Genomic DNA, 25,083 nt, shown 5'->3' with positions numbered 1-25,083 from the left:
TTTTGGAGCGACACCATGAAGAAGAAAACCCGCATTCCCCGCCCGAGTGGCCTGCCGCGCGAAGCCGAGCGCCTGAGTTGGCTCGCCAAAGGGTTGGCCCATTCTGGCAGCCGCATCGAAGATCGCTACTGGGAACGACTGCTCGGCGAAGCGGTACGCGCCTTGCTCGAAGCCGGGAACGAAATCGCGATCGAACGCGCCCTCGACCACCTCTACCAAAGTGAGCTACAGGCTTACGAAGAGTTGAGCGACGTGCTCGACTCGGAGGCCGAAACGCTCACCGCCTTCGACAAGAACCACGACCTGGTGCTGGTAGCCGCTCCCGTGCTCGCCTGGTCACGTTTCCAGATCCCTGCCCGCCCCATTCCCCAGGCCGTTCGCGAGAACCTTCGGGTACACCTGGGAGCGCACGTCTTCGCCGCCGGGGTGAAATTCGCGATCTTCGACTATCTCTTCAGCCCGGACCAACTGCCCGAGGGATTCGTCGCCACACGGCGTTGGCTGCTGGCTGCTGGCAAGGATGCGCTCGCCGAGCGCGATCATGCCGTCGATCGCGATGCACTGCCCGAGTCGGCCGTCTTTCTTTCCGACATCCGCTACGTCTTGGTGGCCGCTGCGGTGCCCAAGGAAAACCCCATCTTCACCTGGCAGGAAGCAGAGGGAGACCGGGATTTCGCGTTTGCCCAATGGCGCAAACAGGCCGGGCCGGTGCTCGCCCAGCTCATGCCCGGCTGCGGCACCGAACCGGAATTGCCCGACGCGTACTTCACCGCATCGCGCAAGGCGAACCGCGATGCTCGCCCCTTCGCGATCCACGCCGCGATCGCTTTTCTTGCCGCCGAAGCCAATATTGCCGCGAGCCATCTGCGCGCCGTGGTCGCACCCTGCGAAAGCCAGGGTGAATTCGAATACCGCATCGGACTCGCGCTCAAGCATGGCGGCCAGGTGGTGCACGGCATTCCTTGGCCTCTGCTCGGCGCCGACGAAACCGAAGCCGAAGCGGAGCGGCAGATCCAGGAGACCCTCAAGGCGGTCGGCATCCACGACATCGTGACCTTGCGCCGTACCCTGCCGCTCGAATTCTGCGACGACTGCGGCGCTCCGCTCTTTCCCAATACCGAGGGCGAATTGGTACACGCCGAGCTGCCCGCCCAGGAAGCAGACGAGAGCGACGATCTCAATCACACGCCGTCGGGTCCACGCTACCTGCATTGACCGCCGGCGGGATGGTCAGCCGTGATCGCCACGCTCGCCCCCGGCTGGCTGCTCGGTTGCGTCGCGCTGCACCTGTTGCCGGCGCTGCCGGGCCGGGGGACGTTCTCGGCCCTGGTCCTTGCCGGGGCGCTCGCCTTCGTCCTAGGGTGGCGGCGCTGGCGCGAAGCACCCGACGCGCCGGATCTGCGCGCGCACGGGCTGATTCTGCTTGCCGCCTTCCTGCTCGCCTTCTCCTCGAGCGGCTGGCGCAGCGCGGTGCGCCTGGCCGATCGCCTGCCGGAGGCGCTCGCCGAGCGTGAGCTCGCAGTCGAGGGCTATGTACGCACCCTAGGGGCGGCCGATGAGGTCGGCCGCCGTTTCGTGTTCGTCGTCGACGAGGCTCCGGCGGGCGTTCCGTCCACCCTGTGGTTACTCGCTCCTGCGGCGCGAAACGCCCCGCCTTTTCCCGACGCTTTCTGGCAACCCGGTTCGCGCTGGCGACTGCGGGTGACCCTGCGCCCGCCGCACGGACTCGCCGATGCCGGCGTTTTCGATCGCGAGTTTTTCTGGTTTTCCCGGGGTATCGGCGCCACCGGCCGGGTGAAGGCACCGCCCACGGCCCTTCCCGGCACCGTCTGGACCCCGCGAGTGCTACTCGAGCGCTGGCGCGAGGCGGCACGGCAACGGTTGGAACGCACGGGGGCGCGCCACGGCGATTGGCTGGGTGCGCTGGCGATCGGCGAGCGGGGCGGTTTCGACGATGACACCTGGCAAACGATCGCCGCCACCGGCACGGCGCACCTGGTGAGCATCTCGGGGCTCCACGTAACGCTGGTGGCGCTGCTCGCCGGCGGCATCGCGGCGGCACTGTGGCGACGCGATCCCGCCCGTCTGCTGCGCTTGCCGGCACGGCAAGTAGGGTTGATCGCCGGCGTGCTCGCGGCGCTCGCCTATGCGGCGCTCTCCGGCCTGGGAATACCCACGCAGCGAACGGTGACGATGCTGATGGCGGCGGCGCTGGCCTTCGCCAGCGGACGTTTCGTCTCTTCCTGGTCGGTGTTGATGCTGAGCCTGTGGGCGGTGCTCGTCTTCGATCCCTGGGCGGTGGGCGCGCCCGGCTTTTGGCTCTCTTTCCTCGCCATGGGCGCGATCATCGTCCAAGGCTCGCCCTCGACGCAGGACCTGCTCGCGCCCGAGTCGGCAAGCCTGGTAGGCTCCCCACCGTGGTACCGCTCCCTGCTCGCCTCGGGCCGCGACCTCGTCCTGCTGCAATGGCGCATGACCTTACTTTTGGCGCCCGTAGTGCTCGGCTGGTTCGGCAACGTCGCCGCACTCGGCACACTGGCCAATCTGGTCGCCATTCCCTGGGTGAGCTGGGTGGTCACCCCGCTCGCGCTGCTGGTGCTCGTCTTTCCCACCGGATTTTTCGTCGGCGTCTTCGATGCGAGCATTGCCGCGCTCGAAGCGGTGTTGCGTTTTTGTGCCTCGATACCCGGTGCGATGCTGAGCCTGCCACCTCCGCCGTGGCCCGTGGTGCTCGCCGCTACCGCCGCAATCGCTTGGGCGCTCCTGCCACGCGGCACGCCGGCGCGCGCGCTCGCCGTGCTCGCCGGATTTTCCCTGATTTTCCTCTGGCAGCCGCCGCGCCCGGGACCGGGAGAGGCACGCCTCACGGTGCTCGACGTCGGACAGGGGCTGGCGGTACACGTGCAGACCGCCGCGCACGACCTCGTCTTCGACACCGGCCCGCGGCAGGGCGGGTTCGACGCCGGCAGCCACGTGCTCGTCCCCTATCTTCGCACCCAAGGCGTGCGCCGGCTCGATCGGGTCATCCTCTCTCACCCGGACAACGACCACGTGGGCGGCTGGCCTGCGCTCGCGCGGGTAGTCCCCGTTGCCTCCGTGCGCGCCGGCGGCATGGATGAATCGGGCCTCGCGGCGCTCCATCCGCTGGCGCTACCCTGCAGCCGCGACGATCGCTGGGAATGGGACGGCGTGCGCTTTGCCATCCTCCATCCCGACCTTGCCGACCCCTGGAAAGGGCGCGGGGACAACGATGCCTCCTGCGTGCTGCGCGTAGAGACGAAAGCCGGTGCGGCGATCGTGTCGGGCGACCTGAGCCTGCGCGGCGAACGTCATCTGATCGCCACCTTGCCGGCGCAAGCGCTGCGCGCCGAGATCATCGTCGCCGGGCATCATGGCAGCAAGACGAGCTCTGCCCCCGAATGGATCGAGGCCACGGGTGCGCACCATGTCGTCTATGCCGTCGGCTACCGCAATCGCTTCCACCATCCAGCCTGTGAGGTCGCCACGGCCTGGCGTCAGGCCGGCGCACGAGCGTGGCGCAGCGACCGCGACGGTGCGATCACGGCCTTCTTCGGCAGGAACGAGCCGACGGTGCGTGCCTGGCGTGCGCAAACCCAGCGCTACTGGTATTCTCTCTGGCAAGAACCTTCCTGCGAAGAGGAGCATTCCCCATGAGTCTGGCCGACTGGCTCGAACGCGCCAAGCGCTGGCTCGCCGGCGCGCGCCCCGCCTCACGTACCCCCGACGGCGGATTTGCGCCGCGCCGCACCGACCACCCCACCGAAATGCGCACCGATCACATCATGTGCGTCGGCCCGCACGGCATCCACCGTATGGTCTACTACGAATGGGGCGACCCTACCAACCCCAGGGTGCTGCTGTGCGTGCATGGTCTCACGCGCACCGGACGCGACTTCGACGAACTCGCCCGCGCGCTCGCACCCTATTATCGGGTCATTTGCCCCGACGTAGTCGGCCGGGGGCTCTCCGACTGGCTCACCGTCAAGACCGACTACACGATCCCGCTCTATGTCTCGGACATGCTCACCCTGCTCGGCAAGATCCGCCCCAAGACCCTGCACTGGGTCGGTACCTCCATGGGGGGATTGATCGGCATGACGCTCGCCGCGCAGCCCATGAGCCCGATCGACAAGCTGGTGCTCAACGACGTGGGCCCCGTGCTCTCGGCCGCCTCGCTCGAACGCATCGGGCGCTACGTGGGCGAAACACCGCACTTCGCCAGCCTGGAAGAGGCCGAAGCCTACCTGCGGCGCATCCACGCGCCGTTTGGACCGCTCACGGACGCGCAGTGGCGGCATCTCACTTTACATTCGGTGCGCCAGGACGTGGACGGCCGCTGGGTGCTGCGCTACGACCCCGGCATCGCCGTCCCTTTCCAGACGCAGCCGGCACTCGACGTCGATCTCTGGGCCCTGTGGGATGCCATCCGCTGCCCCACCCTGGTGCTGCGCGGCGCCGAATCGGACCTCCTCACGCACGAGACCGCCGAAGCGATGACCCGCCGCGGCCCGCGCGCCAAGCTGGTCGAGATCCCCGGCGTCGGCCACGCCCCGGCGCTGATGGATCGGAAACAGATCGCCATCGTCGAGGAATTTTTGCTCGATCGCTCCTCGCCCTGAGGTTCCCATGCGGCGCTGGTTCAAACGTATCCTGCCGAATCACGAAGTCGTGCGCGACAATCGCTGGCTGCGTCCTTTCCGCAACACCCTGCTCCATCCGCGCCTGTGGCACATCAACCGCCGCTCCGTATCGGCGGGTGTGGCCATCGGCCTGTGGTGCGGTCTCATCCCCGGGCCGTTCCAGATGCTCACGGCCGCGCTCCTGTGCGTCCTCTTTCGCGCCAATCTGCCAGTAGCCGTGTTCACCACCCTCTATACGAACCCTTTCACCATCCCCGTGATCTATTTCGCCGCCTTCCAGATCGGAAGCTTCCTGCTCGGACGAGAAAACGGCGGCTTTCAGCCCGCACCCGAATGGGGTGAGCAAAGCCTGAGAGAATGGATGGATCAGGCGTTCGCCTGGGTGGCCTCCTTGGGGACGCCGCTCTTTCTCGGCCTCTTCGTGCTGGCAAGCACGCTTGCCATCGCAGGCTATTTCCTCGTGCGCGCCTGGTGGCGCTGGCATCTGATTCACCAGTGGCAACGACGCCAGAGCCGCCATCGCATGGCGACGACTTCCCTTGCACCTAAAAAGAAGCAGGGATGAGCTGACATCACTACATCATACTGCTACCAGCCGCCCCGACTCCAGCACGAGCCGGCGGTCGAGCCGGGCGGCCAGGCGCTCGTCGTGGGTGACGACCACCAGCGCCATGCCGCGCGTGCGGGTGAGCGAGAGCAGCAATTCGAAGACACGCTCGGCGTTCGTCCGGTCGAGGTTGCCGGTGGGTTCGTCGGCGAGCAGGCAGAGTGGCTCGGTGACCAGCGCCCGGGCGATCGCCACGCGCTGGCGCTCACCGCCCGAGAGCTGGGACGGGAAATGCGCGAGGCGCGCCTCCAGCCCGACTTCACACAGCAGCACCCGGGCCCGCTCCAGTGCCTCGGCCTTCGGCCGGCGCCGGATCATCCATGGCAGTGCCACGTTCTCGAGCGCGGTGAATTCCGGCAGCAGATGATGGAATTGATAGACGAAACCGAGCATGGCATTGCGCAACCGCCCGCGTGCCGCCTCGTCGAGCGCGAACACCGCCCGCCCCGACCAGCGCACTTCTCCGCTGCTTGGCCTATCAAGCCCGCCGAGCAGGTGCAGCAAGGTGCTCTTGCCCGAGCCCGAGGCGCCGACGATGGCCACCCGCTCGCCAGCCTGAACCGACAAATCCACGCCCTCGAGGATGGTGAGCGGTGCGCCGGCGTCGAGGTACACCTTGCTCAGCCCCTGCGCCTGCAGCACCGGAGCGTCGGGCATCGTCATCTCACTCATGGCGCAACGCCTCGGCCGGTTGCAGGCGCGAAGCGCGCCAGCTGGGATAGAGGGTGGCGAGCAAGGTGAGCACGAAAGAACCGGTGAGCACGCGCAGCACGTCGGCAGCGAGCACCTTCGAGGGTAGCTCGCTCAGGAAGTAGATCTCCTTGTTCCACAAGGTTGCCCCGGTGAGATGTTCGAGCGCCGGCACCACCACGTCGAGGTGGTGCGCGATCGCCAGCCCCAGCGCGAGCCCCGCCGTCAGCCCCAGCACGCCGATGGTCGTGCCCTGCACGATGAAAATCGCCATGATGGAAGCCGGGCTGGCACCGAGGGTGCGCAGAATGGCAATGTCGGCGGTTTTGTCTTGTACTGCCATCACCAGGGTCGAGACGATGTTGAACGCGGCCACCGCCACGATGAGAAAGAGGATGAGGGTCATCATCGTTTTCTCCAGCTGCACGGCGCGGAAGAAATTGGCGTGCGTCTGCGTCCAGTCGCGCAGCCACAAGCCGGCGGGCAGCGTCGGAGCGAGTTGACGCACCACAGCCGGCGCAGCGAAGAGGTCGCGCACTTTCAGGCGCACCCCGGTAACCGCCTCGCCGTAGCGATAGAGCGCCTGGGCATCGCGCAGATGCACCAGCACCAGCCCCGAGTCGTATTCATACATGCCGGACTCGAAGAGTCCGACCACGTGAAAGGCGCGCACCCGTGGCATGACACCCGCAATCGTCGTCGTTGCCGTGGGCGCGATCAGCGTCACCTCGTCGCCCATCCCCACGGCCAGGCGTCGCGCCAGATCCGTGCCCAGAATGATCCCGTAGGAATGAGGCTGCAAGGCATCCAGGCTGCCCGCCCGCAGATAATCGTCGAACTGGGCGACGCCACGCTCGAGCGAGGGCTCGATGCCCCGCACGCCTACCCCTTGCACACGGCCATTGCCGCTCACCATCGCCTGTTCCTGGATGAAGGGTGCAGCCCCGAGCACCTCCGGATGACGCCGCACCCGATCGAGCACCGCCGGCCAGGCTTCGAGCATCCCCCTCTGGGACGACACCTCTATGTGCGAGGCAACCCCCAGGATGCGATGACGCAGTTCGTCCTGAAACCCGTTCATCACCGACAGCACCACGATGAGGGCGGCCACGCCCAGCATCAGGCCCAGCATGGAGACCAGCGAGATGAACGACACGAACGCGTTGCGCCCGCGCGTGCCGCGTTGCCGACGCGTATAGCGCCAGCCGATGAACCCTTCGTACATCGTTCCTTTTCCGTTTTCCGTGGGGCACGTCGTCGACGGTACAATCGCCCCATGATTCCGACCGTCGTCCTCCCCGGCTTGCTCTGGCCCAATGCCGGCGCGCACGGCCTGCTCGACGGCGTTGCGCACCCCACGCTCGAACGCTGGCTCGCCGTGGGCGCCTGCCGTCGCGAATCGCCGAGATCATACCGCGAAACGCTTGCCACCGTGCTGGGACCGGCGCCAGCCCCGCTCGCCGAGCTGCGCCGGAGAGGTGAAACAGGGGCTCCGGCTTCCCCCGGCGGTTTCCTGCTGTGCGCCGACCCGGTGACGCTGACGCTCGCGCGCGATCGCATCGTCGTCACCGAGCCGGGCGAAGCGGGACTCGACTCTAAAGAAGCCGCTGCCCTGGCCTCCGATCTCTCCGCCTGGCTCACGCAGCTCGCTCCAGAGTGGATCCTGGGATTCGAGCTCGCCAGACCGCAGCGCGGCTACTTGCGGCTCGCCGCTCCTGCCGAGGGGGTGCGTTTCGTCCCGCTCGACGAAGCCTCCGGCCGCTCGCTCGACCTCCTTTTACCCCAAGGGGAAGACGCCCGGCGCTGGCGACGCTTGATGAACGAAATCCAGGTCTGGTTGCACGCACATCCCGTCAATGCCGAACGCCGCCGCCGGGGATGGCCCACCCTCGATTCTCTGTGGTTGTGGGGCAACGAACAGCCCACGGCGAACGCCGTCCCTTTCCGCCGCGTGCTCGGCATGGATACGCTCGATCCCCTCGCACGCGGCTGGGCGAGTGCCGCCGGACACGACCTCGTGCTCGCCGGGCACGACACGGGACAGACGTTCGACGTGGCGCTCCTCGATGCCGCCGAAGCCCCTTGCCGCCGGCTCGACCTCACCGCCTGGCGTACGGCCCTCGCCGCCCTCGATCGCGACTGGCTCGCCGGGTTCGAAGCCCGCTTGCCGCGCCTCTCGCTCCTGCTGCCCGGCGACAAGGCGAGCGTGCGCCTGGAGATCACCCCATCGCGCCGCCGCCTCGCTCCTTTGCGCCGCCTTTTTCGCAGCCCGCACACACTCGCGCGGCTGCTGGAGGAAACCGCCCAATGACCCCCCGTCCCATCGTCCGCCCCACGCCACGCCGTGCACTGGAGCGACTGCTCGAAGCCGGCATCGACCCCCTGCTCGCCCGCCTCTACGCCGCCCGCGGCATCGAACACCCCGCCGAGGCCGACACGGCGCTCACACGCCTTCTGCCGCCCGAAGCGATGAAAGGCACGCGCGAGGCGGCCGAACTATTGGCCGATGCAATCGAAGCACAGGCGCGCATCGTGGTCGTCGGCGACTACGACTGCGACGGCGCCACCGCCACCGCCGTGGCCGTACGCGCGCTGCGCGCCCTGGGGGCCCGGGCCGATTTCCTCGTCCCCAACCGCTTCACCTACGGCTACGGGCTCTCACCCGAGATCGTGGCGCTCGCCGCCGAACGTTTCGCACCGGACGTCCTCATCACGGTCGACAACGGCATCGCCAGCGTCGAAGGGGCTGCGACCGCCCGGGCGCTCGGCATGAGCCTCGTGATCACCGACCACCACCTTCCCGGCGACGTCCTGCCCGAAGCCGACGCCATCGTCGATCCCAATCAGCCTGGCTGCGACTTCCCCAGCAAGGCGATCGCCGGCGTGGGAGTCGTCTTCTACGTGATGCTGGCCCTGCGCGCCGAGCTGCGCCACCGCGGCGCGTTCGCGGCCCGCCCCGAACCCAATCTCGCGCAGCTCCTCGATCTCGTCGCCTTGGGGACGGTGGCCGACGTCGTACGGCTCGATCACAACAACCGCATCCTCGTCACCCAGGGGCTGAGCCGCATCCGCGCCGGCCGGATGCAGGCGGGCATGCGCGCCCTCTTCCAGGTGGCCCGACGAGACCCCGCCCGCGCCACCGCCCAGGATCTGGGATTCTTTCTCGGCCCCCGCCTCAACGCCGCCGGACGGCTGGAAGACATGAGCCTGGGCATTGCCTGCCTGCTCGAGGACGACCCGAGCCGCGCGCTGGAACTCGCCCAGCGGCTCGAAGACATCAACCGGGAGCGGCGCGGCATCGAAGCGCAGATGCGCGAGCAGGCCGAGCTCGCGCTCGATGCCCTCGCGCTCGAGGGACGCGCCACCCTCACGCTCTTCCACCCCGAGTGGCATCAGGGCGTGATCGGCATCGTCGCCGGGCGCATCAAGGAGCGCTACCATCGCCCCGTCTTCGCCTTCGCTCCGGGCGATGAAGATCTGCTCAAGGGCTCCGGGCGCTCCGTCCCCGGACTGCACTTGCGCGATGCGCTGGACTGGATCAGCAAGAAACACCCCGGGCTGTTACTGCGCTTCGGCGGACACGCCATGGCCGCCGGGGTGACCCTGCGCGCCGCCGACCTCGCCCGCTTCGAGCAGGCGTTCGAAGAGGCGGCGCACACGATCGGCACCGAAGCGCTGGGCGTGGCGGAGCTGCCCACCGACGGGTCGCTTCCGCTCGAAGCGCTCACGCTCGCCACCGTCGGCCGGCTCGAGGGCGAAGTCTGGGGACAGGGTTTCCCCCCGCCGGTCTTTCTCGACGCCTTCACCGTCACCGAACAGCGCCTCCTCAAGGACGCGCACCTGCAGCTCAAGCTGCGCCGTGCCCGCCAATCGTGCGAGGCGATCTTCTTCGGCCATGCCGAACCGCTGCCCTCCGAGGTCGAGCTCGCCTACCGTCCCATACGCGACGCGTGGAACGGCGTCGAGCGGCTGCGGCTGCAGATCGAACTCGCCCGTCCGGCCGAGGTCGAAGCCGGCAGCGTATAATCCCCGAGCAAAATTTTTACTCATTTTCCAGGAGAAACGATGGACGCCCAAGCGATCAACGAACTCGAAGCCCGAATCCATGGCCTCGCCGAGCGCGGCGCCGACTTACGGAGGTATCTTTGACTACGCCGAGAAGAAAAGCCGGCTCGAAGAAGTCAACCGCGCCCTCGAAGACCCCGCCGTATGGAACGACCCCGAGCAGGCCCAAAAACTCGGCAAGGAAAAGCGCGAACTCGAAGACGTCGTCCTGACGCTCGACGAAGTGGCCGACTCGGCCCAGGCGCTCGCCGAGCTCTTCGAACTCGCCAATGAAGAAAACGACGAGGCCTCGCTCGAGCAGCTCATCCCCGAGGTCGACGCGCTGGATGCGAAGCTGCACGAGCTCGAACTGCGCCGGATGTTCTCCGACCCGATGGATCCGGGCAACTGCTTCATCGAGATCCAGGCCGGCGCCGGCGGCACCGAAGCCCAGGACTGGGCGGCGATGCTCGAGCGCATGTACCTGCGCTACTGCGAGCGCAAAGGCTTCCAGACCGAACTGCTCGAAGAATCCGAAGGAGAAGTGGCCGGCATCAAGAGCGCGACCATCAAGGTCAACGGCCCCTACGCCTACGGGCATCTGCGCACCGAAACGGGCATCCACCGCCTGGTGCGCAAGAGCCCCTTCGACTCCAACGCCCGACGGCACACCAGTTTCGCCTCGGTCTTCGTCTACCCCGAAGTCGACGACTCCATCGAGATCGAGATCAACCCGGCGGATCTGCGCATCGATACCTACCGCGCCTCGGGCGCGGGCGGGCAGCACGTCAACCGGACCGACTCGGCCGTACGCATCACCCACCTGCCCACCGGCATCGTCGTCCAATGCCAGAACGACCGCTCCCAGCACAAGAACCGGGCCGCGGCCATGTCCATGCTGCGCGCCCGCCTCTATGAGCACGAACTGCGCAAGCGCCGCGAGGAACAGCAAAAGCTCGAAGAGAGCAAGAGCGACATCGGCTGGGGGCACCAGATCCGCTCCTACGTGCTCGATCAGTCGCGCATCAAGGACCTACGCACCGGCTATGAGGTGGGCAACACCCAGGCCGTGCTCGACGGCGATCTCGACGGCTTCATCGAAGCCTCGCTCAAACAGGGCGTCTGACCGGAAGCGAACGAACGATGGCGATCTATACCAATCCCGAAGACCTGGAAAAAATGCGCGTCGCTTCGCGGCTGGCCGCCCAAGTGCTCGACTACATCGCCCCCTACGTGCAGCCGGGCGTGACCACCGAGGAGCTCGACCGGCTCTGTCACGACTACATGGTCAACGTCCAGGGCACCATCCCCGCGCCGCTCAACTACACCGGCGGCGGCAGCCGGCCCTACCCCAAGTCGATCTGCACCTCGGTCAACCACGTCGTCTGCCACGGCATCCCCGTGCCGAAGAAACTGAAAAAAGGCGACATCCTCAACATCGACATCACCGTCATCAAGGACGGCTGGCATGGTGACACCAGCCGCATGTTCGTCGTAGGCGGCGAGACGAGCATCCTCGCCAAGCGCCTGGTGGAAGTGACGTTCGAATGCATGTGGCTGGGCATCGCCCAGGTACGGCCCGGCGCGCGCCTGGGCGACATCGGCGCCGCCATCCAGCGCCACGCCGAGCGCCATGGGTTTTCCGTGGTGCGCGAATACTGCGGCCACGGCGTGGGGCGCAAGTTCCACGAAGACCCGCAGGTGTTGCACTACGGCAAACCCGGCACCGGCATCGAACTCGAGCCTGGCATGATCTTCACCATCGAGCCGATGATCAACGCCGGACGCGCGGCCACCTCGGTGCTGCCCGACGGCTGGACCGTCATCACCAAGGATCGCAGCCTCTCGGCGCAATGGGAACACGCGGTGCTGGTCACCGACACCGGCGTGGAAGTGCTCACCGTCTCGCCCGGCTGTCCGCCGCCACCAGAGATCGTGCGCGAGCGTTTTGGCCATGGTTTCATCGGCTGAAAACCTCGCCCCGCTCAAGGATGAACTCGCCAGCGGGCGCGAAGCGCTCGCACGCGCCTTTCTCGCATCCACCCTCTCCCCGGCGCGCTACCTCGCGCGCCATGCGCACCTGGTCGACGAAACCCTGCGTCGCCTACTCGAAACCCACCCCTTGCCGCGCGGCGCGGCGCTCCTGGCCGTGGGCGGCTACGGCCGCGGCGAACTCTATCCCCACTCCGACATCGACGTCCTCATCCTGCTGGCCCAAACGGCGGATGCCGAAGACGAGGCACGGGTGCACGCGCTCGTGGCGGCGCTGTGGGACGTGGGCTTGCAGGTCGGGGCGAGCGTGCGCACGATCGAGCAGTCGCTCGCGCTCGCCGACGAGGACATCACGGTCGCCACCACGCTCCTAGAAACGCGGCTGCTTGCCGGCTCGCGCACGCTCTACCACGCGTTCCGCGAACGCTACCGTACCTGGCTCGACCCACGATCCTTTTATGAAGCCAAGCGCCAGGAACAGGAACAGCGCCACGCCCGCATGCTCGGCTCACCCTTCGCGCTCGAGCCCAATTGCAAGGAACACCCCGGCGGATTGCGCGACCTGCAGCTCCTCATCTGGATCGCCCGGGCGCTCGGCTATCGGGGCGGCTGGGCGGCGCTCGCCACCAAAGGTCTGCTCACCCCCGCCGAAGCGCAGGCGCTGTCGCGCTGCCAGAGTTTCATCGCCCGTGTGCGCATCCATTTGCACTTACTCGCACGCCGCGCCGAAGACCGCTTATTGTTCGATCATCAAGAGAAACTCGCACAGTGCCTGGACATTGCCGGACAGGATGGTCGTCGCCCGGCCGAAGTCTTCATGCAGCGTTACTACCTCACCGTCAAGCAGGTGTTACAGCTCAACGCCATCCTCATGGCTACTTTCGCCGAAGCCCTCTTCCCCGAGCGCCAGCGCCTGCCCTTCCCCATCAACGAGCGGTTCCAGCAGCGGGGCGACCGGCTCGACGTGGTGAGCGAGGACACTTTCGTACGTCACCCCGAGGCGCTCCTCGAAGTCTTCCTGCTGCTCGCACAAAGAAGCGAGCTCACCGACCTCACCGCTCGCACCCTGCGTCTGCTGTGGGCACACCGCGAGCTCATCGACGACGCCTATCACCTCGAACCCCGCCACCAGGCACTCTTCCTCGACCTCCTGAAACAGCGCCGCGGCATCGTGCATGGCCTGCGGCGGATGAATCAGTTCGGCATCCTCTCGCGCTACCTCCCTCCCTGGCGGCGCATCATCTGCCAGATGCAGTACGACCTCTACCACGCCTACACCGTCGATACCCATACGCTGATGGTCGTACGCAACCTGCGCTGCTTCACCATGGGCGAACACGCGCACGAATATCCGGCGATGAATGCGCTGATGTTCGAGTTCGGGCAACCCTGGCTGCTCTACCTCGCCGCGCTCTTCCACGACATCGGCAAGGGACGGGGTGGGGATCACAGCCTCATTGGCGCGGAAGAGGCCGAACGATTCTGCCGCGAACACCGGCTCGATTCGTCAGACGCCGAACTCGTCGTCTGGCTCGTGCGCCATCATCTGGAAATGTCACGTACGGCGCAGAAAGAAGACATCAGCGATCCTGAGGCCGTGGCGCGCTTCGCCACGCTGGTGGGGGACGAACGTCGCCTCATCGCCCTCTATCTCCTCACCCACGCCGACATCCGCGGCACCAGCCCCAAAGTGTGGACTCCGTGGAAAGAACGGCTACTGCACGATTTGTTCGAAGCGACGCGCCGCCACCTGCGTCAGAGCCGTCAAGGAATCGCGCACGATCCGCTCACCACCCGGCTCGAAGATGCCCGCCGTTTGCTGCGATTCCACGGCCTGCGCCCCGAGGCCGAGACCCCATTCTGGCACACGCTCGATACCGCCTACTTCCTACGCCACTCCCCCGAAGAGATCGCCTGGCACACCCGCATCCTCTACGGCCGCTTCCAACAAGAAGAGCCGGTAGTACGCGCACGGCTGTCGCCCGAGGACGGCGGCATCCAGCTCATGGTCTATACGCGCGACGCCCCCGAGCTGCTCTTGCGGCTCATCGCCTACCTCACTCAGCTCGGGCTCGAAGTCTGGGAAGCGAAAATCCACACCACCCATGCCGGCCACGCGCTCGACAGTTTCGTGCTACGGCCTCCGAACGATCTGCCGGCGCGCGAACTCTTGCCCTTACTCGAATACGAACTCCCGCGTCGGCTGAGCCAGCCAGGCTCTCCCCCCGAGCCCGATCTCGGCAGCAGGCGCCTTCCACGGCTGGTACGCCACTTCCCCTTTACCCCGCAAATCCACCTCAATCCAGACGAAAGGGGCCTACACTACGTCCTCAACGTCACCGCCATCGATCAGCCCGGGCTGCTCTATAAAATCGTGCGCACCCTGGCACGTCACGGGATCGCCATCGACATGGCGCGCATCGACACGCTGGGCGAACGTGCCGAAGACACCTTTCTCATTCGCGGCGACGCGCTCGAATCCCCGCAACGACGCCACGCGCTGGTCAGCGAACTCACCCGTGCGATCGACTTGTCTCAAACGGCAAAATAGACCCAAACCACGCAAGCCAACGCCAAGCGATACCACGCGAAACCGATGAACGAGTGACGCGCGATGAAGCCGAGCAGGAAGCGCACCGCCGCCAAGGCCGAGACGAAGGCCACGGCAAAACCCACGGCGATCGCAGCGAGATCGTCTGCGTTGAGCATCGACCAGTTCTTCGCCACGTCATAGATCACGGCCGCGAACATCGTCGGGATCGCCAGGAAGAACGAGAATTCCGTCGCTGCCTGGCGCGACAGACCGAACGCCATCCCGCCGATGATCGTCGCCCCCGAGCGCGAAGTGCCCGGGATCAAGGCCAAGCTCTGCGCAAACCCCACTTTCAAGGCATCGCGTATCCGCATGTCGTCGACGCTATGGATGCGCGGTGCGGGTCGCCATCGCTCCACCACGAAGATGATCACCGCCCCCAACGCCAGCGCGAGTGCCACCATCGGAGGGTTGAAGAGATGCGCCTTGATCGCCTTGTGCGCCAAGAGCCCGATCACTGCCGCAGGCAAAAAAGCAACGCAAAGGTTGACGAGGAAACGCCGTGCAGCGGGATCATGCCCCACGCCCCGGGCCACTCTGAAGAGCCGATCGCGGTAATACCAGCACACGGCCAGAATCGCCCCGAGCTGGATCGCCACGTTGAAGACTTTGCTCGCCTCGTCCGTGTGTCCCAGCAGATCCTGCACGATGATGAGGTGTCCCGTCGACGAGATCGGCAAGAATTCCGTCGCCCCTTCCACCAGTCCCAAGAGCGCCGCTTCCCACCAAGTCATCCCCGCCATCGATATCCCCTTCCGTCACCCACCCACGAACCTCAGCCACAGCACCCCACCCCATACGAGCGCGGCGCACGCAATCGACAGCAGCACGGCGGCACTTCCCAGATCCTTCGCCCGCGCCACCAGCGGATGGGCTTCGGGATGCACCAGATCACACACCGCTTCGATCGCCGAATTGAGCAACTCCACGACCAGCACCGCCAAGGTCACGGCAACCAGCAACGCCCGCTCGGACGAAGTGCGGCCCAAAAGCCAGGCCGCCGGCAAAGCGAGCACAAAGACGATCACCTCCTGGCGGAACGCCACCTCGTGGCACCAAGCCGCGCGCAAGCCTCGCCAGGAATAGACGAAGGCGACGAGCGCATGCCGCCATCCTCCCTCGTTCTTACGCACGATCCGTCCTCAGCCCGCCCGCTCGAAGCGCGCGATCGACTCGACGTGCGCCGTGTGCGGGAACATGTTAGCCACCCCGGCCGATTCCAGCCGATAGCCTTTCTCATGCACCAGCACCGCCGCGTCGCGCGCGAGCGTGGCCGGATTGCACGAGACATAGACGATGCGCCGCGGCCCCCGGGCCGGATCGATCGCCTTGACGAGCTCGATCGCCCCGTCGCGCGGCGGATCCACCAGCCACTTGTCGAAGGCACCGAGCGCGGCGAGGCTGTCGGGCGTGACAGTGAAGAGGTTAGCGGCATCGAACCGGCAGCGTTCGGCCAGGCCGTTCGTATGCGCATTCTCCAGGGCGCGCGCCACCAGCGCCTCCGAACCCTCGATGCCCAGCACCTGCGCGCCCCGGCGGGCGATCGGCAGGCTGAAGTTGCCCAGCCCGCAGAAGAAATCGGCGATGCGCTCGCCCGGGCAGGGCTCCAGCAAGTCGATCGCGCGGCGTACCAGCAAGCGATTGACGGCCACGTTCACCTGGGTGAAATCGGTGGGCGTGAACCGCAGCGTCAGGCCGAACTCGGGCAGCTGGTAGGCGAGCGGCCGTCCCTCGCCGATGAAGAGCGGAACGATCGAATCCGGCCCGCCGGGCTGCAGCCACACCTGCACTCCGTGACGCTCGCCAAAGGCGGCGAGTGCTTCGCGGTCGGTCGGCAGCAACGGCACCAGATGGCGGAAGACGAGGACGGTGGTCCCGTCGTCCCCCACCGCCACTTCCAGCTGGGGGATGCGGTCGGGGCAAGAGAGCTCGCCGATGAGGGTGCGCAGCGTCGGCAGCAGCGCCGAGACGTGCGGCGGCAGGATCTCGCAGCGCGTCATGTCAGCAATGTAGCTACTCTTGCGCTCGCGAAACCCCACGAGCACGCCGCCTTTCTTCGGCACCAAGCGCACCCCGATGCGCGCGCGGCTACGGTAGCCCCAGTAAGGCCCGTGGATCGGCGCGAGCAGCCGGGCGGGACGCACGCGAGCGATGTGCCACAGCGCGTCTTCCAGCACCCGCTGCTTGGCTGCCACCTGCGCCGCCGGTTCGAAATGCTGCAGGGCGCAGCCGCCGCACACGCCGAAGTGCGGGCAACGCGGCGCCACGCGCTGGCTGGAAGGGCGAACCACCCGCGTGAGCCGCCCCAGCTCGTAGCTCGGACGGCGCCGCACTACGGTGAACTCGACCAGCTCGCCGGGCAGCGCCCCTTCGATGAAGACGGCCTTGCCCTCGACGTGCGCCACGCCACGGCCCTCGAGGTCGAGCGATTCGATGCGGACCCGATCCATCGACCCTACTGCAGTTCTTCGTAGAGCAGTTCGAGGATCTGCTTGGCCGTCTTCGAGGTATCGGGCTGGCTGTCCAGAGTCAGTACCTGAACCACGGACTTGTCCCCCTGTCCGGAAACGCTCACCCGATACTGGGTATTCTGCTGCGGCTTGTCGCTGCCTCGCCAAAAGGCCAGACGCGATAGCCAACCACCGCTCTGGCCGCTATCGAAGTCCGGATCGAGATAGCGCACGGTGTAGATACCCTCCGCCGGATCGCGATCCTCGACGGTAAAGCCGATCCGATCCAGCGCCAGCCCCGTGCGTCGCCATGCCCGGTCGAAGTTATCGTCGACGACGAGACGGGCGACATTGCCATCGGTTTCGAGCCGCGCGCGCAGGTTGGGCCGAGCTTGCGCCAGCATCTGCTGCGCCTGCTCTTCCTTGACTCCGAGGTAGACCATGAGGCGGCGCAACATCTCGGCTTCGAGATCGGGATCGGGCGGACGCGGTTGCCAGATGGTACGGTCTTTGGCCTCGGTCGGGTAAATCTCCTGCATGCCGCGATGCGAGATGTAGATCTCGATCTCACCCGGCTTCTTGCCCGGTTCGATGCGCATGCGGAATTTGTCGCGCTCGGGCGTGGAGTAGAGGCTGTCGATGAGCTTGCCGAGCGTATTGCGGATGAAGTCTTGGGGGATTTTCGCGCGGTTCTCCGCCCAATCGGTCTCGAGCACGCCGATGTCGGGTCGATCGACCGCCAGCGAAAAGCCCATCGTGAGCCAGAAATCCCGCAGTTTCGGCCAAAGTGCATCGGGCGTGCCCTCGACCACGAGCCAGCGCTGCGTGCCGGCGCGCTCGATGCGCATCCCCTCCTTCGGCTCGACCAGCACCTCGCGCTGCGAGGCGTCTTTGGGCGCGTTGCGCTCGGCGACGTAGGTCGAGAACGTGGCCCCCCCCTTTCCCGCCGTGGTCGGCACGACGAAACGGTCTTCCTTGGCCGGAGAGACGAGATCGGGCGGCACCTCGAGCGGTGCCACCTTCTGCTCACTGCGGTAATCGATTTTTTTGCCTTGGAGCAGCTCATTGCTGCTGCAACCGGAGAGCACGCCGACGGCCGCCAGCGCCGCGAGCGAGCCGGCCAGTTCGCGTGAGAAGAAAGGCTTCATGCAGTCGTTTCCAGAATTCAAAGCGAGAGAGTAATACCAGCGCGCGCCAGGGCGGCGCGGACGCGGTCGTGGTAATCCGGCGAGAGCGTGGTGAGAGGCAAACGGATGCCATCGGCGATCCGACCCATGCGCGCCAGCGCCCATTTCACCGGAATGGGATTGGCCTCGCAGAAGAGGTCGCGGTGCAGGCCGACCAGGCGGCGGTTGCACTCGCGTGCCCGCGCGGCATCGCCCGCCACCGCCGCCGTGCACATCTCGTGCATCAAGCGGGGGGCGACGTTGGCAGTGACCGAAATCGTGCCGTGGCCGCCGAGCAGCATGAACGCCATCGCCGTCATGTCGTCGCCCGAGTAGAGGAGGAACCCCTCGGGCGCCCGGTCGATGAGATCGCACGCACGATCGAGGTTGGCGGTGGCATCCTTGATGCCGACGATGTTGGGAATCTGCGCCAAGCGCAAGGTCGTGTCGTTGGCCAGATCGGCCACGGTACGCCCCGGCACGTTGTAGAGGATCATCGGCAGCTCCACCGCTTCCGCGATGGCACGAAAATGGCGGTAGAGCCCCTCCTGCGTCGGACGGTTGTAATACGGCACGACCGAGAGATGCGCCGTGGCTCCGGCCTCCTGCGCCGCTTGGGCGAGGTAGATCGCCTCGCTCGTGGAATTGGCCCCCGTACCGGCGATGATGGGAATACGCCCGGCGGCGTGCGCCACGGCCACACGAATGAGCTCGACGTGTTCCTCGAACGACACGGTGGGCGATTCGCCCGTGGTGCCGACCACGACGATGGCGTCGGTCCCTTCGGTGATGTGCCAATCGATCAGGGATTTGAATCGCTCCCAGTCGAGGCTGCCGTCTTCGTGCATGGGGGTGACGATCGCGACCAGTGAGCCGGTGATGCGGTTCATGCGAGCGGTTCCTGCAAAGAATTGCGCAAAGGTTGTATTGTACGTTGGAGACTCAGCTTTCCGCGAGCGCCTTGATATGGGCGACGGCCGCGCGTGCGAGCGAAGATAGATTGTACCCACCTTCGAGCGTCGAGACGATGCGCCGATGCCCACACTCCTTCGCGACATCGACGAGTTGTTGCGTCACCCATGCGTAATCGTTCTCGACGAACCCCAGACTGCCCATATCGTCTTCGTAATGAGAATCGAACCCGGCCGAGATGAAGATCATCTGCGGCTGGTGTTCACGTAAAGCGGGTATCCAAAGGTCCCAAACGATTTGACGAAAGGCGTCGCCCCGGGTTCCCGCCGGTACCGGTACGTTGACCATGTGTTTGGGCGTGTCCTCGGTACCGCTATAGGGATAGAACGGATGCTGGAAGATGCTCACCATCACCACCCGAGGATCGTCGCGGAAGATGTCCTCGGTGCCATTGCCGTGGTGCACGTCGAAATCGACGATGGCCACGCGTTCGAGCCCGTGGGCTTCCAGCGCGTGCAGGGCTGCCACCGCCACGTTGTTGAAGAAACAAAACCCCATGGCCTTGGCGCGTTCGGCGTGATGACCAGGCGGACGCACGAGGCAAAAAGCGTTCTCCACTTCCCCCTTCATCACCAGATCGACAGCGAGCACACCGGCGCCGGCCGCGCGCAACGCCGCGCGCAGGGTGTGCGGATTCATGGCGGTGTCCGGGTCGAGGTGCACCAAGCCTTTTTCCGGGGCACTGGCAAAGAGCGCGTCGAGATATTCGGCGGTGTGCGCCCGCAGTAAGTGCTCACGCTCGGCCAGGGGGGCATCGTAATAGACGAGATACTGGTCGAGGCCGGTGGCGATCAGCCGATCCTGGATCGCCGCCAGCCGCTCGGGACATTCGGGGTGATAGGAGCCCATCTCGTGCAAGGCGCAATCGCGATGGGTGATCAGGGCGGTCATCGTCATCGTGGGGATCCCCTCCGTGAGCGGACGAGCTCCCGAGACCGTCTCCTCCCTCTGGCCCGTCCGTATCGGCTATTATCGGGTCTTTCCCCCCGGCTGGCAATCTCCCTCCGATGAGCCCCTCGACCACTCCGCTCCACGAACGTCTTCGTACGATCCGTCGCGCCCTGGAATCCGTGCTCCTGGGAAAAGAGAAAACGATTCGCCTGGCGCTCGCCGGGCTGCTCGCCGGCGGGCATCTCCTCCTCGAAGACCTGCCCGGCGTCGGCAAGACGACTCTGGCACAGGCGCTTGCCCGTGTCTTCGGACTCGACTTCGGACGCGTCCAGGGCACGAACGACCTCCTGCCTTCCGACTTGCTTGGTCTTTCGGTCTTCGACGAAGTCGGGCGCGAGCTGCGTTTCGTGCCGGGACCGATCTTTCATCAAGTACTGCTCGCCGACGAGCTCAACCGCGCCTCGCCCAAGACGCAGAGCGCCCTGCTCGAAGCGATGGCCGAGCGCCAGGTAACCATCGACGGAGTCACACACGCCCTGCCCGAACCTTTCTGCGTCATCGCCACGCAGAACCCCCTCGAACAGGTGGGCACTTACCCCTTGCCGGAGAGCGAGCTGGATCGCTTCCTGCTGCGCCTGGAAATCGGCTATCCGCCGCCGGAAGTAGAAAAACGCCTGCTGGCCGGCGAAGGCGGCGCCGCGGCCTTGGCCGCCCTGCGCCCGTTGGCGGACGCCACCGAGTTGCGTGCCTGGCAAGCCAACGTGCGTTCCCTGACGGTGCGCGAGGCGCTCCTCGACTACGTGCTCTCACTCGTACAGGAGACACGCACGCATCCGGGCGTACGGCTAGGCTTGAGCCCGCGCGGGGGGCTTGCCCTGCTCGCCGCGGCGCGCGCCCATGCTTTCCTCGCGGGCCGAGACTTCGTCTTGCCCGAAGACGTGCAAGCCGTGTTCGTCGCCGCCACAGCCCATCGCCTGGTGCTGCGCAGTGGCGAACGCGAAGCCTGCACGAACACGGCCCTGCGAATTCTCTCCACGGTGCCGGTGCCATGAGCCTGCGTGCCGTTTCGATCTGGCGCAACTGGCTGGAGCGCTGGCAGCGCCGCCGCGCTTCCGCCTCCGAAGGCACGCTCACCGTCACCCACCGCACCCTCTACATCCTCCCTACCGCGGCCGGCGTGGGATTCGCCCTTGCGCTAGTCGTGCTCTGGCTGCTCTCCATCAACTACCTCCTTTCCCTGGGTCACGCCCTCGTCTTCTGGCTTGCGGCCGTCGCGGTCGTGGCGATTCCTTCCACCGCCGCCACGCTGCGTGGCGTGACGATCGAGGTGAGCGAACCCGAAGCCGTTTTCGCCGGCGAACACGTGCGCTGGCCGGTGACGCTACGCGCCCACACGGCGCGTTTGCGCCCTTTGGCACTCAGTGCACCCGATGCGCACGCCTTCGCCGTGCTCACGCCTACCGCGGGATCCGTACGGGTTTTTCTCGAACAGGAAACCGGGCAGCGCGGCCTGCGTCGCCTTGGGCGCCTCACCGTCGCCACGCGTCACCCTTTCGGCTGGTTCCGCGCCTGGACGGTGCTCTGGCCTACGGTCACCGCCTGGGTCTATCCCCGGCCCGAGCCCGAGGCTCCACCGTGGAGCGTCGCTGCGGCCACGACCGACGGAGCGAGCGCACGCGCTCGACGCCTTCGCCCCGGGGAAGAAGACTTCGACGACCTTCGACCTTGGAGGATGGGCGAGCCGTTGCAGCGGATCGTGTGGAAGATCGTCGCCCGCGGCGGTCCGCGCATGCTGGCCCGCAGAGAATCCCCCGCCAGTGGCTCCGTGTTGCTGCGCTGGAGCGACACGCTCAGCGCAGGCGAGACGGAATCGCGCCTCTCACGTCTGTGCGCCTGGGTGCTCGCCGCCCATCGCCAAGGACTGGCTTTCGGCGTGGAATTACCAGGCATCATCGTACCCCCCAACCGGGGCAAATCCCATCTTCACGCCGTGCTCCGCCGTCTGGCACTTTTTCCATCGGAAACCTCATGAGCGAGTCCGCTCCGATCGCCCGACTGTTGCGCGGACTGAACCGGCTCACAGGCCGCCTTGCCGGTACCGCCGCCGCACCGCTCGCGCTGGCGCTCGTGCTCGCCTTGGGGAGCCAATTCGTCGAATTTCCTCTCGGCATCCAAGCCGGAGTCGCCCTGCTTGCCTTCGTCTGGTTTCTGCGCCGGCGCCGAGAGCTGGGAGCACTCGGCGGTTGGCGTCTGTGGCTGACGGGTTTGGCCTGCGCACTCGTCGTGCGTTGGCAATATGGCTACTGGTTCGGCCAAGAGCCCGGAGTCGCCCTCGTCGCCTTGCTGGTGTGGGTCAAGTGGCTCGAGGCACGCACCGAGCGAGACGAACGCACCGTCGCCGTGCTCACTCTCTTTCTGCTCACGGCCGTATTTTTGCGCGGGCAAACGCCGCTGCACGCGCTGGTGGCATTCAGCGGGGCGGGTCTCGTCCTGCTCGCCTGCGCCCGACTGACGGTTTCCCCCATCCTTCCGACCCCTCTCGCTCTGGCGGATCGGGACGCCGGCCGTGCGATGCTCTGGGCACTCCCACTCGCCGTGCTTCTGTTCGTGCTGGTGCCGCGCGTTCCCGGGCCACTGTGGGGACTGCCCGCCGACGCTCGTGCCGGACGCACCGGAATGTCCGAGACGATGGAAGCGGGCAGCATCGCAAGCCTTGCCCGATCCGACGAGATCGCCTTCGTCGTCGAAGTCCTGGAAGGACGGCTACCCACCCCTCGCTACTGGCGAGGTCCGGTACTCGAAGTCTACGACGGTCGCAGCTGGAAACCCTCTTCGTGGCGGGCAGCGAACCCCATGCTCGACGCCTTGCCCCAGCCAGCTCAAGTACGCTACCGCAGTCTCCAGGAACCCTCCGACCTCACGTGGGTATTCACCCTGGAGCGCACCCATGCGCTGCGCGGCGCGGCGGACGTGGAACGCATGCCGACCGGTTCCTGGCGTACTCGCCGGCCTCTATTGCAGCGTACCCTTTTCGAGGGCGAAGCCCGCTCGGGCGAACCTCTCCCGGAGCCCCTCTCCCCGCTTTCGATCCGCGCTTTGACGTCCCTGCCGCCGGGGGTCAATCCCCGCACCCGAGAAATCGGTGAAGCCCTCTCCAACCGATACCCCCGACCCGAAGACCGGCTAGCGGCCATCATCGATTTTTTCCGTGAACGAGGATTACGCTACACCCTGACCCCCCCGCCCATGGAGCGCGATAGCGCCGACCAGGTGCTCTTCGAGGTCCGTGCCGGGTTCTGCGAGCACTTCGCCGATGCCTTCGCCGTGATGGCCCGCGCCGCCGGGATCCCCACCCGCATCGTTCTTGGCTACCTCGGCGGCGAACGCAATCCCGCCAACGGCACCTGGGTCATCCGCCAGGCGGATGCCCACTCGTGGGTGGAAGTTTGGCTCGCCCGGAGGGGCTGGGTTCGCGTCGATCCCACCACCTTCGCCCAGCCCGAGCGCGCCGAACGTCCACTGGGAGAAGTACTCGGCGAACGCGAGGGCTTGCCCCTGTTGCTGCGCCCTGAGTGGCGCTGGGCCTGGCGCCTGCGCGCCCAGCTCGAAGCCTGGGAATACGGCTGGAACGTGTGGGTGGCGGGGTTCGACGCCGAACGCCAGCGGCGACTGTGGCAGAACCTGGGCTGGAGGCCGGACCGCGCCCTGGGCTGGGCGCTCGCCGCCACGGGAATGGCGCTCGCGCTCGCGGCCCTGCTCGCCTGGTGGCTGCAACGGCCACCGACATCGCGCGACCCCCTGGAGCGGCAGTGGCACCGCTTCTGTCGCCTGATGGCGCGCCGCGGCCTGGCGCGCGCCCCGGCCGAGGGACCGCTCGATTACGGCAGGCGGCTGATGCGGCACTTTCCCCAGGCGAGCGGAGAAATCGAGGCCCTGCTTCGCCCCTATCTCCAAGCGCGCTACGGCGGCGGTCTGGCAACGGAGGAAGCCGCCGCGGCGATGCGGCGCGCCCTACGCCAGCTGCGCCGCCGCCTGCGTCAGGAAAAAAGCGCCTGACCGTCGAGCCCCGATTCGCGCGCCATGTGGCGCAGCCGGCGCAGCGATTCGAGCTGGATCTGGCGCACCCGCTCGCGGGTGAGCCCCATCTCGTCGGAGAGATCTTCTAGCGTCTGCGGCAGGATGCCGCGCAAGCCGTAGCGATGCACGACGACGAAACGATGTTTCGGCGGCAAGGCGTCGAGCCAGCGCTGCACCAGCGCTTCGAGCTCGGCGTTGTAGATCTGATCTTCCGGGCTGAGGCTGGATTCGTCGGCCACCAGCTCGACGAGCGAGCGCGCCGTATCGCGGTCGATCTGCGCATCGAGCGAAGCCGTGGGTTCCAGCAACGCGAGCAGTTCGTGCACTTCCTCGACGGGACGTCCGAGGCGCTCGGCAAGCGACTGGGGCGTCTCGCCGCCGTTTTCCGTGGCCTCCGCCCGGCGCGCGTGATAGAGCCGGTTGATGCGCTTCATCACGTGGATCGGCAAGCGGATCGTGCGCCCCTGGTTCATGATGGCTCGCTCGATGTTCTGCCGTATCCACCACGTGGCATAGGTAGAAAAGCGAAACCCTCGAGAAGGATCGAATTTCTCCAGCGCGTGGATCAAGCCCAAGTTTCCTTCCTCGATGAGATCGAGAAAGGGAAGCCCGCGGTGTTGGTAATGCTTGGCGATGCTCACCACCAGGCGCAGGTTGCGTTCGATCATCGTCCGGCGCGCCGCCTCGTCCCCCTCCTTGGCGAGCTGCGCCAACCGCCGCTCCTCTTCGGGCGTGAGCAAGGGGTAGGTGCCGATCTCGTTGAGATAGCGTTGCGTGACATCGGAAAAGAGCTCGTCATCGACGACCTTGTCTTCGTCGAACGCCAAAATCTCGGGAGGAACTTCCTCGGCCGCCTCGCCCAAGTCACGCCACCAAGCCACCTCACCGTCGGCATGGATATCCTGGATGCCTGTGACGTCGTCCTCCTCCATGATGAGTG

21 protein-coding genes are annotated in these 25,083 nt (G+C 66.5%); 12 read left to right on the top strand and 9 right to left on the bottom strand.

Going from position 1 to position 25,083, the window contains the following annotated elements:
• Positions 1-15 precede the first annotated feature (15 nt).
• The 4 genes from EPD80_RS02080 to EPD80_RS02065 are packed head-to-tail and all read left to right on the top strand — an operon-like array spanning position 16 to position 5,226.
• Positions 16-1,215 carry a DUF2863 family protein gene (locus EPD80_RS02080; protein WP_142809020.1) on the top strand — a complete coding sequence of 400 codons (1,200 nt, stop codon included), beginning with the start codon at positions 16-18 and terminating at the stop codon, positions 1,213-1,215.
• A gap of 21 nt (positions 1,216-1,236) precedes the next feature.
• Positions 1,237-3,675 carry a DNA internalization-related competence protein ComEC/Rec2 gene (locus EPD80_RS02075; RefSeq protein ID WP_142809018.1) on the top strand — a complete coding sequence of 813 codons (2,439 nt, stop codon included), beginning with the start codon at positions 1,237-1,239 and terminating at the stop codon, positions 3,673-3,675.
• Positions 3,672-4,640 carry an alpha/beta fold hydrolase gene (locus EPD80_RS02070; protein ID WP_142809015.1) on the top strand — a complete coding sequence of 323 codons (969 nt, stop codon included), beginning with the start codon at positions 3,672-3,674 and terminating at the stop codon, positions 4,638-4,640. Before EPD80_RS02075 ends, EPD80_RS02070 begins: the two co-directional genes overlap by 4 nt.
• A 7-nt stretch (positions 4,641-4,647) precedes the next feature.
• Positions 4,648-5,226 (top strand): DUF2062 domain-containing protein, encoded by a 579-nt coding sequence (locus EPD80_RS02065; protein ID WP_142809013.1) that lies wholly within the window; start codon positions 4,648-4,650, stop codon positions 5,224-5,226.
• Between the two features lie 15 nt (positions 5,227-5,241).
• Here EPD80_RS02065 and EPD80_RS02060 read toward each other — a convergent pair whose 3' ends face one another.
• The gene (locus EPD80_RS02060) at positions 5,242-5,940 is read right to left on the bottom strand and encodes an ABC transporter ATP-binding protein (RefSeq protein WP_142809011.1); all 699 of its coding nucleotides are present in this window, start codon (positions 5,938-5,940) and stop codon (positions 5,242-5,244) included.
• Positions 5,933-7,183, bottom strand: a complete 1,251-nt coding sequence (locus tag EPD80_RS02055) for a lipoprotein-releasing ABC transporter permease subunit (RefSeq protein WP_142804716.1) — start codon at positions 7,181-7,183, stop codon at positions 5,933-5,935. The genes EPD80_RS02060 and EPD80_RS02055 overlap by 8 nt, the downstream gene beginning before the upstream one ends.
• A gap of 51 nt (positions 7,184-7,234) precedes the next feature.
• On the opposite strand from EPD80_RS02055, the gene EPD80_RS02050 reads away from it, so the two are divergent.
• From EPD80_RS02050 to EPD80_RS02030, 5 genes are all read left to right on the top strand, one after another.
• Positions 7,235-8,269, top strand: a complete 1,035-nt coding sequence (locus EPD80_RS02050; protein ID WP_142809009.1) for a hypothetical protein — start codon at positions 7,235-7,237, stop codon at positions 8,267-8,269.
• Complete coding sequence (recJ, locus tag EPD80_RS02045; protein ID WP_142809007.1) at positions 8,266-9,984, top strand: single-stranded-DNA-specific exonuclease RecJ; 1,719 nt, start codon at positions 8,266-8,268, stop codon at positions 9,982-9,984. The genes EPD80_RS02050 and recJ overlap by 4 nt, the downstream gene beginning before the upstream one ends.
• 39 nt (positions 9,985-10,023) lie before the next feature.
• Positions 10,024-11,128, top strand: a protein-coding gene (gene prfB / locus EPD80_RS02040; RefSeq protein WP_142804719.1) for a peptide chain release factor 2 whose coding sequence is annotated in 2 segments (ribosomal slippage) — positions 10,024-10,104 and positions 10,106-11,128 — 1,104 coding nt in all. Because the reading frame shifts where the segments join, the coding sequence is not laid out codon by codon here.
• 17 nt (positions 11,129-11,145) lie between these two features.
• Complete coding sequence (gene map, locus EPD80_RS02035) at positions 11,146-11,973, top strand: type I methionyl aminopeptidase (RefSeq protein WP_142809004.1); 828 nt, start codon at positions 11,146-11,148, stop codon at positions 11,971-11,973.
• The gene (locus EPD80_RS02030; RefSeq protein WP_142809002.1) at positions 11,957-14,545 is read left to right on the top strand and encodes a [protein-PII] uridylyltransferase; all 2,589 of its coding nucleotides are present in this window, start codon (positions 11,957-11,959) and stop codon (positions 14,543-14,545) included. Before map ends, EPD80_RS02030 begins: the two co-directional genes overlap by 17 nt.
• On the opposite strand, the gene EPD80_RS02025 is transcribed toward EPD80_RS02030, so the two are convergent.
• From EPD80_RS02025 to EPD80_RS02000, 6 genes are read right to left on the bottom strand one after another with little or no spacing between them, the layout of a single operon-like run.
• Positions 14,530-15,330, bottom strand: coding sequence for an undecaprenyl-diphosphate phosphatase (locus EPD80_RS02025; RefSeq protein WP_142809000.1), 801 nt, complete (start codon positions 15,328-15,330; stop codon positions 14,530-14,532). The genes EPD80_RS02030 and EPD80_RS02025 overlap by 16 nt on opposite strands.
• A gap of 15 nt (positions 15,331-15,345) precedes the next feature.
• A complete protein-coding gene (locus EPD80_RS02020) occupies positions 15,346-15,723 on the bottom strand; it encodes a diacylglycerol kinase (protein WP_390613029.1) in 378 nt (125 codons plus the stop codon).
• 6 nt (positions 15,724-15,729) lie between these two features.
• Positions 15,730-17,037, bottom strand: a complete 1,308-nt coding sequence (gene rlmD, locus EPD80_RS02015) for a 23S rRNA (uracil(1939)-C(5))-methyltransferase RlmD (RefSeq protein ID WP_142808996.1) — start codon at positions 17,035-17,037, stop codon at positions 15,730-15,732.
• Between the two features lie 5 nt (positions 17,038-17,042).
• A complete protein-coding gene (gene bamC / locus EPD80_RS02010) occupies positions 17,043-18,185 on the bottom strand; it encodes an outer membrane protein assembly factor BamC (RefSeq protein ID WP_142808994.1) in 1,143 nt (380 codons plus the stop codon).
• A gap of 17 nt (positions 18,186-18,202) precedes the next feature.
• Positions 18,203-19,093, bottom strand: coding sequence for a 4-hydroxy-tetrahydrodipicolinate synthase (dapA, locus tag EPD80_RS02005; RefSeq protein ID WP_142808992.1), 891 nt, complete (start codon positions 19,091-19,093; stop codon positions 18,203-18,205).
• A gap of 52 nt (positions 19,094-19,145) precedes the next feature.
• Positions 19,146-20,072 (bottom strand): histone deacetylase family protein, encoded by a 927-nt coding sequence (locus tag EPD80_RS02000; RefSeq protein ID WP_142804727.1) that lies wholly within the window; start codon positions 20,070-20,072, stop codon positions 19,146-19,148.
• A 110-nt stretch (positions 20,073-20,182) separates the two neighbouring features.
• On the opposite strand from EPD80_RS02000, the gene EPD80_RS01995 reads away from it, so the two are divergent.
• From EPD80_RS01995 to EPD80_RS01985, 3 genes are read left to right on the top strand one after another with little or no spacing between them, the layout of a single operon-like run.
• Positions 20,183-21,118 (top strand): AAA family ATPase, encoded by a 936-nt coding sequence (locus tag EPD80_RS01995; protein ID WP_142804728.1) that lies wholly within the window; start codon positions 20,183-20,185, stop codon positions 21,116-21,118.
• The gene (locus tag EPD80_RS01990) at positions 21,115-22,098 is read left to right on the top strand and encodes a DUF58 domain-containing protein (protein ID WP_142808990.1); all 984 of its coding nucleotides are present in this window, start codon (positions 21,115-21,117) and stop codon (positions 22,096-22,098) included. The genes EPD80_RS01995 and EPD80_RS01990 overlap by 4 nt, the downstream gene beginning before the upstream one ends.
• A complete protein-coding gene (locus tag EPD80_RS01985; protein WP_142808988.1) occupies positions 22,095-24,122 on the top strand; it encodes a transglutaminase TgpA family protein in 2,028 nt (675 codons plus the stop codon). Before EPD80_RS01990 ends, EPD80_RS01985 begins: the two co-directional genes overlap by 4 nt.
• On the opposite strand, the gene rpoS is transcribed toward EPD80_RS01985, so the two are convergent.
• Positions 24,104-25,075 carry an RNA polymerase sigma factor RpoS gene (gene rpoS, locus EPD80_RS01980; protein ID WP_142804731.1) on the bottom strand — a complete coding sequence of 324 codons (972 nt, stop codon included), beginning with the start codon at positions 25,073-25,075 and terminating at the stop codon, positions 24,104-24,106. The two genes, EPD80_RS01985 and rpoS, sit on opposite strands and share 19 nt — an antisense overlap.
• Positions 25,076-25,083: the final 8 nt, after the last annotated feature.

The organism is Tepidiphilus olei (assembly GCF_006980705.1).
GTDB lineage: Bacteria > Pseudomonadota > Gammaproteobacteria > Burkholderiales > Rhodocyclaceae > Tepidiphilus > Tepidiphilus olei.
The sequence above is the reverse complement of the archived record's forward strand: the minus strand, read 5'-3'. Positions and strand labels throughout refer to the sequence as shown.

Bases quoted from the DNA above. Each gene is read 5' to 3' on its own strand.
- EPD80_RS02080 (WP_142809020.1), top strand. From the start codon at position 16: ATGAAGAAGAAAACCCGCATTCCCCGCCCGAGTGGCCTGCCGCGCGAA.
- EPD80_RS02070 (WP_142809015.1), top strand. From the start codon at position 3,672: ATGAGTCTGGCCGACTGGCTCGAACGCGCCAAGCGCTGGCTCGCCGGC.
- EPD80_RS02065 (WP_142809013.1), top strand. From the start codon at position 4,648: ATGCGGCGCTGGTTCAAACGTATCCTGCCGAATCACGAAGTCGTGCGC.
- EPD80_RS02060 (WP_142809011.1), bottom strand. From the start codon at position 5,940: ATGAGTGAGATGACGATGCCCGACGCTCCGGTGCTGCAGGCGCAGGGG.
- EPD80_RS02055 (WP_142804716.1), bottom strand. From the start codon at position 7,183: ATGTACGAAGGGTTCATCGGCTGGCGCTATACGCGTCGGCAACGCGGC.
- EPD80_RS02050 (WP_142809009.1), top strand. From the start codon at position 7,235: ATGATTCCGACCGTCGTCCTCCCCGGCTTGCTCTGGCCCAATGCCGGC.
- recJ (WP_142809007.1), top strand. From the start codon at position 8,266: ATGACCCCCCGTCCCATCGTCCGCCCCACGCCACGCCGTGCACTGGAG.
- map (WP_142809004.1), top strand. From the start codon at position 11,146: ATGGCGATCTATACCAATCCCGAAGACCTGGAAAAAATGCGCGTCGCT.
- EPD80_RS02030 (WP_142809002.1), top strand. From the start codon at position 11,957: ATGGTTTCATCGGCTGAAAACCTCGCCCCGCTCAAGGATGAACTCGCC.
- EPD80_RS02025 (WP_142809000.1), bottom strand. From the start codon at position 15,330: ATGGCGGGGATGACTTGGTGGGAAGCGGCGCTCTTGGGACTGGTGGAA.
- rlmD (WP_142808996.1), bottom strand. From the start codon at position 17,037: ATGGATCGGGTCCGCATCGAATCGCTCGACCTCGAGGGCCGTGGCGTG.
- bamC (WP_142808994.1), bottom strand. From the start codon at position 18,185: ATGAAGCCTTTCTTCTCACGCGAACTGGCCGGCTCGCTCGCGGCGCTG.
- dapA (WP_142808992.1), bottom strand. From the start codon at position 19,093: ATGAACCGCATCACCGGCTCACTGGTCGCGATCGTCACCCCCATGCAC.
- EPD80_RS02000 (WP_142804727.1), bottom strand. From the start codon at position 20,072: ATGACGATGACCGCCCTGATCACCCATCGCGATTGCGCCTTGCACGAG.
- EPD80_RS01995 (WP_142804728.1), top strand. From the start codon at position 20,183: ATGAGCCCCTCGACCACTCCGCTCCACGAACGTCTTCGTACGATCCGT.
- EPD80_RS01990 (WP_142808990.1), top strand. From the start codon at position 21,115: ATGAGCCTGCGTGCCGTTTCGATCTGGCGCAACTGGCTGGAGCGCTGG.
- EPD80_RS01985 (WP_142808988.1), top strand. From the start codon at position 22,095: ATGAGCGAGTCCGCTCCGATCGCCCGACTGTTGCGCGGACTGAACCGG.
- rpoS (WP_142804731.1), bottom strand. From the start codon at position 25,075: ATGGAGGAGGACGACGTCACAGGCATCCAGGATATCCATGCCGACGGT.